14 protein-coding genes are annotated in these 14,038 nt (G+C 71.4%); 5 read left to right on the forward strand and 9 right to left on the reverse strand.

Annotation, left to right across the window (positions count from 1 at the left end; genetic code table 11):
• Nucleotides 1-135: 135 nt before the first annotated feature.
• Entirely contained in the window at nucleotides 136-552 is a 417-nt protein-coding gene (locus VH112_04740) for a PaaI family thioesterase (GenBank protein HEX4539532.1), read from the reverse strand.
• Nucleotides 553-594: 42 nt separating this feature from the next.
• Between VH112_04740 and VH112_04745 the strand changes: the two genes are divergently transcribed.
• The gene (locus tag VH112_04745; GenBank protein ID HEX4539533.1) at nucleotides 595-1,023 is read left to right on the forward strand and encodes a MerR family transcriptional regulator; all 429 of its coding nucleotides are present in this window, start codon (nucleotides 595-597) and stop codon (nucleotides 1,021-1,023) included.
• Between the two features lie 21 nt (nucleotides 1,024-1,044).
• Here VH112_04745 and VH112_04750 read toward each other — a convergent pair whose 3' ends face one another.
• Nucleotides 1,045-2,031: a nitronate monooxygenase gene (locus tag VH112_04750; protein ID HEX4539534.1), complete on the reverse strand. Its 987-nt coding sequence runs from the start codon at nucleotides 2,029-2,031 to the stop codon at nucleotides 1,045-1,047.
• 114 nt (nucleotides 2,032-2,145) lie between these two features.
• On the opposite strand from VH112_04750, the gene VH112_04755 reads away from it, so the two are divergent.
• The 4 genes from VH112_04755 (at nucleotide 2,146) to VH112_04770 (ending at nucleotide 4,467) form a co-directional block, all read left to right on the forward strand.
• Nucleotides 2,146-2,337: a ferredoxin gene (locus VH112_04755; protein HEX4539535.1), complete on the forward strand. Its 192-nt coding sequence runs from the start codon at nucleotides 2,146-2,148 to the stop codon at nucleotides 2,335-2,337.
• Between the two features lie 9 nt (nucleotides 2,338-2,346).
• Nucleotides 2,347-3,519 carry an acetyl-CoA acetyltransferase gene (locus VH112_04760; protein HEX4539536.1) on the forward strand — a complete coding sequence of 391 codons (1,173 nt, stop codon included), beginning with the start codon at nucleotides 2,347-2,349 and terminating at the stop codon, nucleotides 3,517-3,519.
• A gap of 97 nt (nucleotides 3,520-3,616) precedes the next feature.
• Complete coding sequence (locus VH112_04765) at nucleotides 3,617-4,012, forward strand: Zn-ribbon domain-containing OB-fold protein (protein HEX4539537.1); 396 nt, start codon at nucleotides 3,617-3,619, stop codon at nucleotides 4,010-4,012.
• Nucleotides 4,009-4,467 carry a TIGR03618 family F420-dependent PPOX class oxidoreductase gene (locus VH112_04770; GenBank protein ID HEX4539538.1) on the forward strand — a complete coding sequence of 153 codons (459 nt, stop codon included), beginning with the start codon at nucleotides 4,009-4,011 and terminating at the stop codon, nucleotides 4,465-4,467. The genes VH112_04765 and VH112_04770 overlap by 4 nt, the downstream gene beginning before the upstream one ends.
• Nucleotide 4,468: 1 nt before the next feature.
• On the opposite strand, the gene VH112_04775 is transcribed toward VH112_04770, so the two are convergent.
• The 7 genes from VH112_04775 to VH112_04805 form a co-directional block, all read right to left on the reverse strand.
• Nucleotides 4,469-5,632 carry a cobalamin-independent methionine synthase II family protein gene (locus VH112_04775; protein ID HEX4539539.1) on the reverse strand — a complete coding sequence of 388 codons (1,164 nt, stop codon included), beginning with the start codon at nucleotides 5,630-5,632 and terminating at the stop codon, nucleotides 4,469-4,471.
• Nucleotides 5,633-5,683: 51 nt separating this feature from the next.
• Nucleotides 5,684-7,033 (reverse strand): amidohydrolase family protein, encoded by a 1,350-nt coding sequence (locus VH112_04780; protein HEX4539540.1) that lies wholly within the window; start codon nucleotides 7,031-7,033, stop codon nucleotides 5,684-5,686.
• Nucleotides 7,030-8,478: a class I adenylate-forming enzyme family protein gene (locus VH112_04785; protein HEX4539541.1), complete on the reverse strand. Its 1,449-nt coding sequence runs from the start codon at nucleotides 8,476-8,478 to the stop codon at nucleotides 7,030-7,032. Before VH112_04785 ends, VH112_04780 begins: the two co-directional genes overlap by 4 nt.
• On the reverse strand, nucleotides 8,475-9,542 hold the full coding sequence (locus VH112_04790; GenBank protein ID HEX4539542.1) for an enoyl-CoA hydratase/isomerase family protein: 1,068 nt from the start codon (nucleotides 9,540-9,542) through the stop codon (nucleotides 8,475-8,477). The genes VH112_04785 and VH112_04790 overlap by 4 nt, the downstream gene beginning before the upstream one ends.
• Nucleotides 9,543-9,560: 18 nt before the next feature.
• The gene (locus tag VH112_04795) at nucleotides 9,561-9,704 is read right to left on the reverse strand and encodes a hypothetical protein (protein ID HEX4539543.1); all 144 of its coding nucleotides are present in this window, start codon (nucleotides 9,702-9,704) and stop codon (nucleotides 9,561-9,563) included.
• Nucleotides 9,705-9,841: 137 nt separating this feature from the next.
• Nucleotides 9,842-10,969, reverse strand: coding sequence for a nitronate monooxygenase family protein (locus VH112_04800; GenBank protein ID HEX4539544.1), 1,128 nt, complete (start codon nucleotides 10,967-10,969; stop codon nucleotides 9,842-9,844).
• Nucleotides 10,970-10,997: 28 nt separating this feature from the next.
• On the reverse strand, nucleotides 10,998-12,671 hold the full coding sequence (locus VH112_04805; protein ID HEX4539545.1) for an acyl-CoA synthetase: 1,674 nt from the start codon (nucleotides 12,669-12,671) through the stop codon (nucleotides 10,998-11,000).
• Nucleotides 12,672-14,038 lie beyond the last annotated feature (1,367 nt).

A 14,038-nucleotide genomic window follows, 5' to 3' on the forward strand; every position in this document is an offset into this window, starting at 1 on the left:
GTTCTCGGAGGTCGAGGTGATCGCCAACCCCCACGCGCTCGCCTTTTACGAGAAGGTCGGTTTCATCTTCGATCGCGAGGTCGAGACACGGTTCGGCCCGGCTCCCCGGATGCTCCTCGACAGCTCGCCCAGCACCTAGGCGGGTGGGCCGCCCGGCGAGACGCGCCTGGTGAAGGATTCGCCGGGCAGGAAGCTGAGGGTCACCAAGGCGGAGGCGACCAGCCGATCGCCGTGTCCGGCGTCGCAGACACGGACGTCGGCCACGCCGTGGTGGCTGGCGATGCGGATGGCCGTCGCGCCCGCCCGCAGCGGCCCGACGCGACCGGCGGCCAGGTAGCTGATCGACGAGCTCGACGTGGCGACGAGTCGCGCGCTGGCGCGGGCGACGGCCACGGCACCGGCGCAGTCGATGAGGCTGGCGACCAGGCCGCCGTGGACGGCGCCGCCCGGGCCCCGCATCTCGTCGGTGACGTCGAGCTCCACGGCGACGATGCCGCCGTCGAGTTCGACGCGGTGGGGCAACTCGTCCAACAGCGGGCAACCCAGCGCCATCGTCGACCTCCTCGGCGCCATAAATCTATGTAACATAATTCGGTGACGCAAATCGGTCCCCAACCCGAACCCGAGCCCGGTCCCTGGACGATCGACGAGCTGGCTGTCGTCGCCGGGACCACCAGTCGCAACCTGCGGGCGTTCCAGTCCCGGGGGCTCCTGCCGCCACCCCGTCTCGTCGGCCGGACGGGCCACTACGACGACGGCCACCGCCGGCGGCTGGACGCCATCCTGGGTCTCCAGCGGCGGGGCTACTCCCTCGCCGCCATCGCCGACCTGGCGGCGGCGTGGGAGCGGGGCGGAACTCTCGAGGAGGTCCTGGGGTTCGAGACGCCGGTCCCGAGGCGGCGGTCGGGGCGGGGGTGGGGCGGACAGGACCGTGACGTCATCTTCTTGGACGACCTCCGGCAGTGGCGCGTCCCGAGGGGAAGCGGGCTGGCGCTGCTGCCGGAACCGGTCCTGCGGTCGTAGGAGGGGACGGAGCGCCGGCCCTTAGGAGCGCCGGCCCTTCAGGAGCGCCTCGGCCCCCTCCGCCAGCTCCCGCACGACGTCGGCGGCGCGGTCCACCTGGTGCACGGCGCCGACGGACTGCCCGGCGTAGAGGGCCATGGCGTCGGTCCGTCCCGTTGTGCGTCGCCCGGGACATGGCGGGCTCAGGCGGGCGACCGGGACCCGGGCGCCGCCGGGCATCTCCATCTCGCCCACGACGTCGTCGTGGATCGCCTGGGCGGCTTCGACGCAGGACCTGAGCACCCGGTGCGGCGCATCGGGCCACAGGACCGAGAACGTCGTCGTGAGCACGGTGTCGTCAGGCCCGGCGGCGATCAGCGCCTCGACGTACGACTGGTGGGCATCGGCCTCCGCAGTCGCCACGAAGCGGGTACCCACCCGGGCTGCCGCGGCGCCGGCGGCGAGGACCGCAGCCATGGTCCTGGCCGTGGCGATCCCGCCGGCGGCGACCACGGGTACGTCCACCGCCTCGAGCACGGCCTCGAGCAGCGGGAGCAGGGCGACCCGACCCCGGACGTGCCCGCCGGCTTCGACACCCTGGGCCACCACGAGGTCGCACCCTGCGCCGGCGGCCGCTCTTGCCTCGTCGACCGACCCGACCTGCCATCCGACCAGTCCCCCGCCCTCATGGACGAGGGCCACCAGGGCGGCGTCCGGCTCGCCGTAGAAGAACTCGACGAGCCGGCACCGGCCGGCGGCCGCTGCCACCGCCTCGCGGTCGACGAACGGCATCAGGAAGTTGACGCCGACCGGACCGGCGGTCCGCTGGCCCACGGACTCCAGCACTTCGGCCACCTCCGCCGGCGGGGCCATCGGCATCCCGACCATCCCGAGGGCGCCGGCGTCGGTGACAGCCACGGCGAGATCGGGGCTGGCCGCACCGCCCATGCCCGCCTGCTGGAGCGGCACCGTGCAACCGACGAGCCGGGTGAAGGCAGTATCCATGCCGGCCTCCGTCGTCAACTGCATCGTCAAGTGGGCCAACCGGGGACCCTGCTCCCAGCCGCACTAGAACCCGTTCGGCCCGAGAACCTAGTATGGCCCGCGGCCGAGACAACCGCCGGAACCGAGGATGAGCGTGTCATGCGGGTAGTAGTCGACTATGACCTCTGCGAGAGCAACGCCCTCTGCATGGGCGTGGCACCCGAGGTCTTCGAGGTGCGAGAGGACGACAACCTCTACATCCTGAACGAGCAGCCGCCAGAGGAGATGAGGGACAAGGTCGAGCAGGCCGTGCGGCTCTGCCCCAAGGCCGCCATCTCGATCGAGGACTGAGCACCCTCGATGCCGGACCGGGTACCCGTCATCGTCGGGACGGGGCTGAGCGACTACCCACAGGCACCACACCTCGACGGTGTGCAGCACCACGCCCAGGCCATGCAGCGGGCGCTGGCTGACTGCGGTGTGGCGAAGGACGAGATCGACGGTTATCTCGACGCCGGCGGCGGCGGGATGATGATCGACGATGCCGTCACCATGGCGGAGTACTTCGGCATCGACCACCGCTACATCGACGGCACCATGACCGGCGGGTCGTCGTTCGAGTTCCACGTCCAGCACGCGGCCGCCGCCATCAGACAGGGGCTGTGCGACACCGTCCTCATCACCTACGGCTCCGACCAGCTGTCCAGGATGGGACGGGGTCTCGGCACCGGCGGGCTCGGTCGAGGGGTGAAGCGCTTCGCCGGGCCCCAGCAGTACGAGGCGCCCTTCGGCAACTCACTGGTGGGCTCCTACGCAATGGCGGCCCAGCGCCACATGTACGAGTTCGGGACGACATCGGAGCAGCTGGCCGAGATCGCCGTCGGCGTCCGGGAGTTCGCAGGCCTCAACCCGAGAGCCATGTACCGCGAGCCGATCACAGTCGACGACGTCCTGGCCTCGCGGCTCATCGCCGACCCCCTGCACAAGCTGGACTGCTGCGTGATCTCTGACGGCGGCGGGGCGATCGTGATGACGACGGCCGAGCGGGCGCGGGACCTGCGCCAGCCTCCGGTCTACGTGCTCGGCGCGGCCGGTGCCCAGACGCACTGGAACATCAGCCAGATGCCCGACTTCACCGACACGGCGGCGAGCCGGTGCGGGCCCGTCGCCTTCGGTCAAGCCGGCGTCACACCGGCCGACATCGACACCATCCAGTTCTACGACAGCTTCACCATCACGGTCATGCTCCTGCTCGAGGGCCTCGGGTTCTGCGCCAGAGGGGAGGGCGGCGCGTTCGTCAAGGAGGGCCACCTGCGCCGGGGGGGCGACCTGCCGCTCAACACCGACGGCGGGGGGCTGTCGTCTTCCCACCCGGGCATGCGGGGAATCTTCCTGCTGATCGAGTCCGTCCGTCAGCTGCGGGGCCAGGCCGGGGAGGCGCAGGTCCCCGACTGCGAGCTGGCCCTGGCGTGCGGCTCCGGCGGCTGGCTCTCCTGCATCGGCGCCGTGATCCTCGGCCGGGAGCATCCGTGACCCGGGACCGCCGGTCGTGACGCCGCCGGGAAAGGGATCGGACGGGGCCCCGCAGCCGGCCGCGCAGTGGGAGCGACCGCTCCCGCGCCCAGACAACGTGTCCAAGCCCTTCTGGGAGGCGGCTTCCCGGGGCCAGCTCCTGATCCAGCGGTGCCCGTCCGGGCATCGCCAGTTCTATCCCCGCGCCGTGTGCATCGTCTGTGGGGACGACCCGGAGTGGGAGGCGGCGTCGGGTCGAGGCACGGTCCACACCTTCACCGTCATCCGCCAGAACCACGCCCGTCCGTTCCGCGACGAGCTCCCCTATGTGGTCGCCATGGTCGAGCTGGAGGAGGGCGTCCGCATGATGGGCAACCTCACGGACTGCCAGCTCGACGAGGTGCACATCGGGATGCCGGTGGAGGTGCACATGATCGAGGCCGAGCCCGACGTCGGTGTGCCGTTCTGGCGTCCTGCCGCAGGCGGGCCCGGAACGAGAGGGGCCACCGCGTGAGCCGCAGGGACCAGATCGTCATGACCGCGGCGGAGATCGCCGAGTTCCTCGCCCCGCCGCGCAATCTCCAGGTGGCGACGATCAACCCGGACGGCACGCCTCACCTGGTGACGATGTACTACGCGGTGATCGACGGAAAGATCGCCTTCTGGACCTACCGCAAGTCGCAGAAGATCCTGAACCTGCGCCGCGACCCGCGCATCACGGTCCTCGTCGAGGATGGCACGGAGTACGGCGAGCTCCGGGGGGTCTCGATCGCCGGCCGGGCGCACCTGTCGGAGGACCACGAGGCGGTGATGGACGTGGGCACCCGGCTGTTCAGTCGGTACTTCGGCGAGCTCAATGACGCCGCCCGCGCCGGGGTGGAGGCGAGCGGGGCCAAGCGGATCGCCATCACGGTCGAGCCCGAGCGAATCGTCTCCTGGGACCACCGCAAGCTGGCCGGCGGCTACTGACCTAGGTGGTCGTCGCCGTCGATCCGGTCGCCAGCCGCTGACTGGCCCGGCTGGCTCCCTCGGCCATGGCCGCCAGCTTTACCCAGGTGATCGCCGGGTCGACGGTGAGCATGGACGCGAAGGTGGCGAAGCCGCAGTCGCTGCCGGCCATGACGCGCTCCTGGCCGACGAGGCGGGCGTAGCGCTCGAGGCGCTGGGCCACCAGGTCGGGGTGCTCGATGTAGTTGCTGGTCGAGTCGATGACCCCCGGGATCAGCACCTTGTCGTCGGGGAGCTTCAGGTCCTCGAACAGCGTCCACTCGTGCTCATGGCGGGGATTGGCCGCCTCGAATGAGATGGCCATGGGCCGCGCCTTCAGCACCTCGCCGACGACGTCGGCGAGCGGAATGTCGTGGTGGTGGGGACCTTCGTAGTTGCCCCAGCACAGGTGCATGCGCAGGCGATCGGACGGGATGTCGCGGGTGGCGTGGTTGAGCGCCTCCACCCGCGGGCCGAGGCTCTTGACGAAGGCCTCCCGGCCCTCCGGGTGGGCGCGGATGTGGTAGTCCATGGCCAGGTCCGGGCAGTCCAGCTGGAGCAGCAGGCCGGCCTCGTGGATCAGGTCGTACTCGGTCTTCATGGCGTCAGCCAGGGCGAAGACGTACTCCTCCTCCGTCTTGTAGTGACGGTTGGGCTGAAAGACGGCGATCACGCCCGGAGAGGCGGCCGACATGAAGACCTCGGTCGCACGGGAGCCATCAGTGGCGGCCCTCAGGTTGGCGACGTCCCGCTCCACCTGGCTGGGGTCTTCGTAGCCGACGGGCCCGACGCAGGCCGGGATCGTGCCCAGCGCCGACGACGCCTGGGCCATGGTCCGCTCGACGAACCGCGGGAACTCGGCCATGTCGGCCATGACGAGGTTCGCCTGCACATCGCTGGCGGCCCCAAAGCCAGACAGGCGGCTGGTCACATAGGTGGCGTAGCTGATCTTGCTCACCTCGCCGTCGTTGACCACGTCGATCCCGGCGTCCAGCTGACGGTCCACCGTCAACGCCACGGCTTCGCGCAGCACGTCGGGGTCGGCCGCCGCCACGGCGACCGGGTCGGCCCCTTCGGGAAGGACGCTCTCAGGTCGCGGCAGGCTTCCCGTGTGTGTGGTGAGGATGCGCTCGGTGCTGGTCTTCACGATCACTCCTTTCCCTCGTCAACAACGCCGCCAGTCAAGACACGGCGAGGATCACGGCTCCCAGAGGACGTCTCCGCCGACGATCGTCGCCCGCACCAGGTCGGCCGACAAACGGCGACGGGCCATCGTCCACGGTGAGCTCAGCAGGCAGAGGTCGGCCACCTCGCCCGGGCGAACGGCGCGCTGCGGCCCCCCCGGGTGCTCGGGCGCCCCCAGGAACAGGGCCAGCGCCTGTTCGGGGGAGAGGCGCTCCGGCGCGCCGAGCACCATCTCGTCCGGACCTGTCCTGGCGACGGCGGCCGTCATCGCCGCCCACGGGTCCAGGTCACCCACGGGCGCGTCGCTGCCGGCGCCGAGGGCCACGCCCGCGTCCAGCAGGCTGCGGAGCCGGTACAGCCCGTCGTGGTCGGCCGGATCGACATCGGCGCGATAGACGTCACCGCGCCGGGCGACAAAGTCGGGGTGGGTCACGACCGTGAGGCCGAGTGCGGCGATGAGCGGGATCGTCTCGGCCGGCACCACGCTGGCGTGCTCGAGCCGGTCGCCGACGGCGGCGCCGGCCTGGGCGAAGGCGGCCACGGCGGCGACGGTCTCGGCCCGCGTCACCGCGTGTACGGCCACGCTCCAGCCCACCGCGTGCGCCTTCTCCATACTCGTCGCCAGGTCCTCGACGTCGGCGTCGTCCTCCCGCAGGACGACCTTCAGCGTCGGCAGCGTCACCCCCGGCACCACCGGCTCGTCGGGGGGCGCCATCGCCCGGGCGCGCACCGCCAGCGACCGCATGCACGCCAGGTCGCCGGCAGTGTTCCCCGGCGTCGTGTCGGTGACCCCCGTGATGCCGTACCGGCACAGCGACGCCGCCACCCCTCCCAGGTCGGGTCGAGCTGCCGGGACCACCTCCTGGAGCAGTCGGTCATCTCCCAGCACCACGCCGTCGGGAAACCGGGACTCGAGCCCGGTCGCCCGCAGGGCCTCGGTGTTGAGGGTCCAGGAGAGTCCAGTGCGGTCCTTCACCCGAACCGGGCGATCGTCCACGGCGGCGTCCAGCCGGGCCCGGTCGAGGGAGCCGGCCCGGCGGCTGTCGTAGGCGACGCCACGGATCCAGCCGCCCCGAGGCAGGTGCGCGGCGGCCGCCCGCAGCGTGTGGGCCAGGCTCGACTGGTCGACCACGTCCGGCGGGCTGCAAGCCACCGACGATCTCCTGGCCGCCTCGGCGAACAGGTGGAGGTGGTGGTCGTGCAGGCCGGGGAGCAGCGCCCCGCCGCCAGCGTCGATCTCCACATCGGCGGGGGTCCCGGGTTCGGGCGACAACGACACCACGCGGCCGCCCTCGATCGACACGTCCAACCCGCTGCGCCCGCCGACCTCACAGTTTCGGAGGACCAGGCGGTGGGCGTTCATCGTCGGTCGAGCGCGGCCCGCACCTCCCGGCGCAGGACCTTGCCGGTGGCTGTGGATGGGAGCTCGGCGGAGACCACCAGGGCGCGGGGCGCCTTGAGCGAGCCCAGCCGTTCCGAGGCCCAGGCGCGGATGGCGTCGGCGTCGGCGTCGGCGCCCGGCCTGAGGCTGACCATGGCGCCCACGCGCTCGCCCCATTCGGGATCGGGGATACCGACGGCCGCGGCCGAGGCCACGGCCGGGTGGCTGAGGAGCACGTCCTCCACCTCGGTGGGGGAGATATTCTCGCCGCCGCTGATGATGAGGTCGTCGTCCCGGCCGGTGACGAAGAGGTAGCCCTCGGCGTCGAGGCACCCCATGTCACCGGTGCGCAACCACCCGCCGGGCGCCAGCTTGGCCTCGGCGTCGAGGTAGCGCCCACCCACCTGGGGGCCGCGCACGCAGATCTCGCCGACCTCACCCGTGGCGACCGGGACCCCCTGCTCGTCGGCGACCACGACCTCGATCCCGGGGACCGGCCGCCCCGCCGAGCTCAGCCGGCGGCGCACCGCGGGGTCGTCGCTCGCCGCCGACCGACGGTGGTCGTCGGGGTCGAGGACGGCGATCGTCGAGCTCGTCTCGGTCAGCCCGTAGGCGTTGACGAAGCCCGTGTCGGGGAACAGGCGCAGCGCCCGCTCGAGCACGGGCCCCGGCATGCGGGACCCGCCGTAGGCCAGCGAGCGCAGCCGCGGCGGTCGGGCGTCGGGCGTCGCCTCCAGGGCATCGACGATCCGGGCCAGCATGGTGGGAACGACGAGCGCGTGGGTCACGTCCTCGCGCCGGGCGGCCTCGAGCCAGCCCTCGGCCGAGAACGACGGGAGGGGAACCAGCCGTCGTCCGCCGTAGCTGGAGGTGAGCACGCTCGTCACCCCCGCCACGTGGAACGGGGGGACGGCGAGCAACGCCGCCTCGTCCGCTTCCGCCGAGCCGAACTCGACCGTGTTGAGGACATAGGAGACGAGGTTGTCGTGCTCCAGCACCGCCGCCTTGGGCTCCGCCGACGTCCCACTGGTGAACAGCAGGACCGCTGGCCGCTCACTGTCTTGCGCAATTGGGCTGGTGCTCCCGTCGCCCCCGCGCCCACTTTCGTCCAACCACTCCTCTCCGTGCACCTGGACGGCGGGTTGCAGCCGCTCGACCAGTCGCTGCAGCCTGGCCGCGGGCAGGCGGTAGTTGAGCGGGGCGTAGCTGATGCCCGCCCAGGCGGCGGCGAAGAGGGCGACCGGGACGACGGGTCCGTTGCTCGCCAGCAGGGCGAGGGTGTGCGCGTCGGTCTCGCCGAGCCGGGCCGCCGATGTCGCCGCCATCCGGTACACGTCGGCGAACGTCAACCCGTCGGTGCGGCTCCCGATGGCGATGCGGTCGCCGTGTCCCTCGGCCGCCATCTCCAGCAGCATGGCCAGGTTCACGTCGCCCCCCCGGCCAGCTCGTGGAGGCGGGCCCGCAGTTGGTCGGGCGGGACCACCTCGTCCACGAGGCCCGCGTCCAGGGCGGCGCCGGCGTCGATCGTCCCTCCCGACAGGAGGAGGTCCAGCAGCACCCCCGAGCCCGCCCGCCGGGGGATGGACACGGTCCCGCCCGCCCCCGGTAGGAGCCCGAGGTCCAGCTCGGGTAGCCCGACCCGGGCGTCGTCGGCCGCCACCACGCGGCCCGCGAACGCCGGCAGCTCGATCCCCGCGCCCAGGCAGGATCCGTGGATGCCCACCACGATCCGGGCCCCCAGCTCCCACACCAGAAGGGCCAGGGAGCGGCCGAGGCGGACGGCATGCGCCTCGACCGGACCGGGCGCCGTCCCGAACTCGGCGAGGTCGCCCCCCGAGCAGAACGACGGCCCCTCGCCCCGCAGCACCACTGAGACGTCGGGCCGTGACCGCGCCTCGTCCAGGGCGGCGTGCAGCTCGTCGCGCATGCGGGCGTCGAGCGCGTTGTGGCGATCGGGGCGGGTCAGCACGATCTCCCAGGAGCGCCGCTGACGCTCGACCTGCACCCGGGGCCGGGTGTCGGCAGCCGCGCTTCGGGGTGCCCGGGTGGCCAGCCACTGCCGGAAGTCGGGCCCGGCCTGGAGCAGCGAGTAGGTGGTCGACTCGGCCACCAGCCCCGCCCAGACATCGCGCCGGGCGGCTTCGCCGCCCCGCACCAGCAGCGCGGCGGCCATGGCGGCCAGGGGAGCACGGTCGAACCCCTTCTCCCACCGGTCGGCCTCGGCCGGGTCGGCGGTCCACAGGTCGAAGGCCGGGGCCAGCCACGGAGCCTCCGGGCCGACCCCGATGGTGAGCGCGGCGACGTGGCCGAGGAAGCGTCGGACCTCGTCCCGCTCACTGGCGCCGAGCGCGGCCAGCTCGGACCACGAGGGCGCGCCACCTTCGATCCGCAGGAGGGTTGCGCCCCCGCCGAGATCGCCGGCCACCAGCTCCGCCGGGGTCCGGCCGGCGCGGGGCGCCAGCAGCCGGGGATCGACGGTTGCCCCGGCCAACGGCTTCCGCAGTCCGGGTCAGTCCGAGGACGGCAGCGGCTTGGGCTGGAGGATCTCCATGGCCTGGCCGTGGCACTCGAGGCCGCCCTCGCCCGCCTTGGTCACCAGCACCTGCCCGCCACACTCGGCACAGGAGTACCGCTTACCGAGGTTGTTGGCCACCGGTCGCACCCTCCTCGGATCGGTCGACCAACGGGCGCCCGCAACACGACAGCTGTCCCGTCGGCGCCTTGACCACAATGATCTCCGTGCCGCAGCTCGTGCAGCGGACCCGCTCTCCGACTCCGGTCATGGCCTCATCATAGGGAGTCCGACGATTCGGCCACGAGCCCGCCCAGGCTCTCGGTGACCTCGATGAACTCCTCGACCATGTCGAAGATCACGTCCTTGGCCGGCCGCACCTTGTTCATCTCGCCCACGATCTGGCCCACTGGCATGCCCAGCAGCTCGTTGACCTGGAACTTGTTGATGCGGCGGGTGGCATCGGCGGTGAGCATGTACTGGAGCGGCATGGGCAGGGTGCCCGGAGAGTCGGAGCTCTCCCATGCATCGGTCCACTGGGTCCGGAGCATGCGAGCCGGCTTGCCCGTGAGCGAGCGTGACCTGACCGTGTCGGACGAGTTGGCCGCCAGCAGCTTGTCCATCACGGGCGGCGTCATGTCGCTCTCGGCCACCGTGAGCCAGATGGAGCCGGTCCACACCCCGTCGGCTCCGAGGGCCATGGCCGCCGCCATCTGGCGGCCGCTCCCGATGCCCCCGGCCGCCAGCACCGGTATCGGCGCCACGGCCTCGATCACCTGCGGGACCAGCACCATGGTGGAGATCTCGCCGGTGTGGCCGCCGGCCTCGTGGCCCTGGGCCACGATGATGTCCACGCCCTGGTTGACCTGGCGCTGGGCCTGGGCCGGCTTGCCCACCAGGGCCGCCACCTTCACGCCGTGCTCGTGGGCCAGGTCGACGACGTCCTTGGGCGGGGGGCCAAGGGCGTTGACCAGCAGCTTGATGGGATGCGAGAGGGCGATGTCGACCTGGGGCCGGGCGCCCTCGTGGGTCCACCCCAGCAGGCCCGAGCGCTCCTCGTCGTCGGGGGGCAGCTTGGGCACCTGGTAGCGGTCGAGCACCTCCTCGACGTACTTGCGGTGCCCCTCGGGGATCATCTTCTGGAGATCGTCCTCCAGATGCTGCGGGTCGATCTCGCCGGCCCCGGCGTAGGAGGCGGGCATGACCACGTCGACGCCGTAGGGCTTGCCGCCGACGTGCTCGTCGATCCAGGACAGCTCGATCTCGAGCTGCTCGGGCGTGAAGGCCAGGGCGCCGAGGACGCCCATGCCCCCCGCCCGGCTGACCGCGGCTACGACGTCGCGGCAGTGGCTGAAGGCGAATATCGGCAGGTCGAGCTCGAACAGCTCAGACGCCTTGGTACGCATCGCTTCCTCCCAAATGGTCTGTCATGGTTCAGGTTGGTCCGGCCGGCGTCGCCGCCGGGGTCGCGGAGGTCGCTGTGCTCAGCGCCCAGGGGTAGTCGGGCTTGCCGCTCGGGCTGCGCTGGATCGTCTCGACCACGTGCAGCTGCCGGGGGACCTTGTAGCCGGCCAGCAGGGTCCGGCAATGAGTCTGGATGGGCTCGAGGGCGACGGCGGCGCCGGGGCGGGGCTGCACCACGGCCGCCACCCGCTGGCCCCATCGTTCGTCGGGTACGCCCACCACGACGGCGTCGTACACGTCGGGGTGGGACTTGACCGCCGCCTCCACCTCCTCGGGGAAGATCTTCTCGCCGCCCGAGTTGATCGACTGCGACCCACGCCCCAGGAGCGTGATGGTGCCGTCGGCCTCCACCGTGGCGAAGTCGCCCGGAATGGCATAGCGCACGCCCTGCGCCTCGACGAAGGTGGCCGCCGTCTTCTCGGGGTCCTTGTAGTAGCCGACGGGGATGTCGCCCATGCGGGCCAGCTTGCCCACCACGCCCGAGCCTGGCACCACCGGCTCGAGGTCGTCGTCGAGGACCACCGACCCGGCGATGGGCTGCACCGTCGGCCCGCCCCTCATCGCGGTGTGGTCCGGCTGGACGAGCACGAGGCCGTTGCTCCCCGTCTCGGACGCGCCGATGGCGTCGGTGATCACCAGGTCGGGGAGCCGGCGGAAGAAGGCGTCCTTCACGGTGGGCGAGAAGATGGCCGCCGTGCTGACGAGGGCCAGCAGCGACGAGACGTCGTGGCTGGCGCCCGGCGCCTCGAGCGCCTCGACCAGTGGGCGGGCCATGGCGTCGCCGGTGACCATGAGGAGGTTGACCTGCTCCTTCTCGACGAGGTGCCACACGCCGTGCGGGTCGAACCGGCTCACCAGGACCACCTTGTTGCCGACGAAGCTGCCTCCCATGACCGCCCACTGGGTGGCCCCGTGCATGAGCGGGGCGATGGGCAGCGAGGTCACCGGACCGGCGCGGCCCTTCTCGACCATCTCCTCGGGCTTGACCACGCGCTCGTTGGATCGCGGGTCGATGCCGCCCCCCAGCGCGAAGAACACGTCCTCGTGGTGCCACACCACGCCCTTGGGCATGCCCGTGGTCCCGCCCGTGTACAGCAGGTAGAGGTCCTTGCCGGAGCGGGGACCGAAGTCCCGCTCCGGGGACGCCGACGCCAGGGCTTCCTCGTAGTCGACCGACGACACCCCGGAAGCCTCGGCCCCGCTGTCGTCCTCGATCACCAGCGAGTGCCGGAGCTGAGGCAGCTGGTCACGCACGGCGGCGACCCTGGGGGCGAACTCCCGCTGGTAGATGAGCGCCACCAGGTCGGCGTTGTCGAACAGGTACCGGAGCTCGTCGTCGACGTAGCGGTAGTTGATGTTGACCCACACGGCGCGGAGCTTGAAGACGGCCCACAGGGCCTCGACCCACTCCACCGAGTTGTAGGCGTAGATCCCGACGTGGTCGCCGGGGCCGACGCCGTGGGCGGCCAGGTGGTGGGCCAGCCGGTTGGCCCGCCCCTCCATCTCGGCGTAGGTCCGGCGCTTGTCCTCGGCCAGCAGGTAGTCGCGGTCGCCGAAGGCGTCGACAGCCCGCTCGAAGAGGTCGGCGAGATTGAACTCGCCCGCAGCCCCCCCGACCGGCCCAGGACTAGAACGTGTTGCCATTCCACCCGATGCTAACGTCACGTCAGATAATCGTGGTAGTCGCAGGTGGCGGGAGATGGCAGTGGGTGGCTCCCACCTGCGATGATGCCTCGGCTCGGCGGCAGCCGTGGGTGCCCGGTACCCCTAGATGGTTGGCGTTCCGCGGACACGGCGCGGACGCGGGGCGCAGCACCATTGGTCGGCCGCAGCTCTCGTCCAGCGCACCCGCGACGACTTGGCCGTAAACCGAGCGCACGGGGTGCAGCTCGGCCGGCCCTCGATGCTCGCAGCGCCCGCACACCGACGCATCACGGGCTTCATCGGGCGGGGCACGGTTGGTCGGACATCGCGAGACGGCTCTAGGACGGTGGCGTGCCGACAGCCCAAGGCGGCGCCCGATGGTACCCGTCGACCGTTCGGGCGGTGGAGACCAGGCAGCGGTGGAGCAGCGACCGCAGATTCCGGGTCCGGCGTAGTTGGCCGTGGATGCGTTCGGAGTTCGCGGCGCCGCCGGCATCGCCTCAAGTGTGGCCGACCATGCCAGGTCCGGCGGTAGTCGGTGCTGGCTGCGCGATGAAGCCCGGGCGCCTCACGCGCCCGGGCTTCTGAACAGGCCCTAGATACCCGCGCGTTAGCCGGTGAAGTGTGCTGCCGTCTGCACGGGGGCAGCTGCGGGCGCGACCGTCACCTGCTGTTGCTGTCTCTGCTGTTGGGCCGCCTGCTGCTGGGCCGCCTGCTGGGCCGCCTGCACTGCAGCAAGGTGTTGTGGTGTCAGGGCCGCCAGAGCCGAAGGCGACACCGGGCCATGCCCAGGCACAACCGGAACGGGCGGGGTTGGTGGCGTGGGTGGCTTGGGCGGTGTCGGCGGCGGCGTAGGCGCCTGGCACCCCGAAAAGTCGAACTCCGCGCCGTTGTTTGGTCCGTGGATCTGACCCGGTGATACCCCGGTCTGTCCCGGAGGCCCAACATGGGTGTGCTGGACCGTGTCGCCGTTTCCGTTGCCTGGCTGGCAGTCGGGCGAATTGCCCGCGTGGCTGATCTGGCCCTTGGGCCCCTGATTATCGTTTTTGTCGAACGCCGAGGCTCCCGCCGTCGCCGCTGTCGCCGCAGTGATCCCCGTGACCAACACGGCCGCCATGATCCATCGTTTCAAGGTTCCGCCTCCTCGCTAGTTTAGGGACAGTCCGTGCAATTCGCACAAGTCGTACAAGTCGTACATATCCGTACCGCACAGATAGTCCCTGGGTGATCTCTACCCCCAAATGGGGCAGGTATCACTCCAGCGGGGACTAGACCCGGGCAAGCACGCCGCTCGCACTCCCACCGTCTAGGTAGGCGCGGGTAGGTGGTCCCGCGGTGCATGTCGGCTGTCTCGCGGGTGGCGACGC

Source organism: Acidimicrobiales bacterium, assembly GCA_036270875.1.
Taxonomy (GTDB): domain Bacteria; phylum Actinomycetota; class Acidimicrobiia; order Acidimicrobiales; family AC-9; genus AC-9.

What these genes read in the sequence shown, in the direction of transcription:
- VH112_04740 (HEX4539532.1), bottom strand. Translation starts at nt 552, where the DNA reads ATGGCGCTGGGTTGCCCGCTGTTGGACGAGTTGCCCCACCGCGTCGAA.
- VH112_04750 (HEX4539534.1), bottom strand. Translation starts at nt 2,031, where the DNA reads ATGCAGTTGACGACGGAGGCCGGCATGGATACTGCCTTCACCCGGCTC.
- VH112_04755 (HEX4539535.1), top strand. Translation starts at nt 2,146, where the DNA reads ATGCGGGTAGTAGTCGACTATGACCTCTGCGAGAGCAACGCCCTCTGC.
- VH112_04760 (HEX4539536.1), top strand. Translation starts at nt 2,347, where the DNA reads ATGCCGGACCGGGTACCCGTCATCGTCGGGACGGGGCTGAGCGACTAC.
- VH112_04780 (HEX4539540.1), bottom strand. Translation starts at nt 7,033, where the DNA reads ATGAACGCCCACCGCCTGGTCCTCCGAAACTGTGAGGTCGGCGGGCGC.
- VH112_04800 (HEX4539544.1), bottom strand. Translation starts at nt 10,969, where the DNA reads ATGCGTACCAAGGCGTCTGAGCTGTTCGAGCTCGACCTGCCGATATTC.
- VH112_04805 (HEX4539545.1), bottom strand. Translation starts at nt 12,671, where the DNA reads ATGGCAACACGTTCTAGTCCTGGGCCGGTCGGGGGGGCTGCGGGCGAG.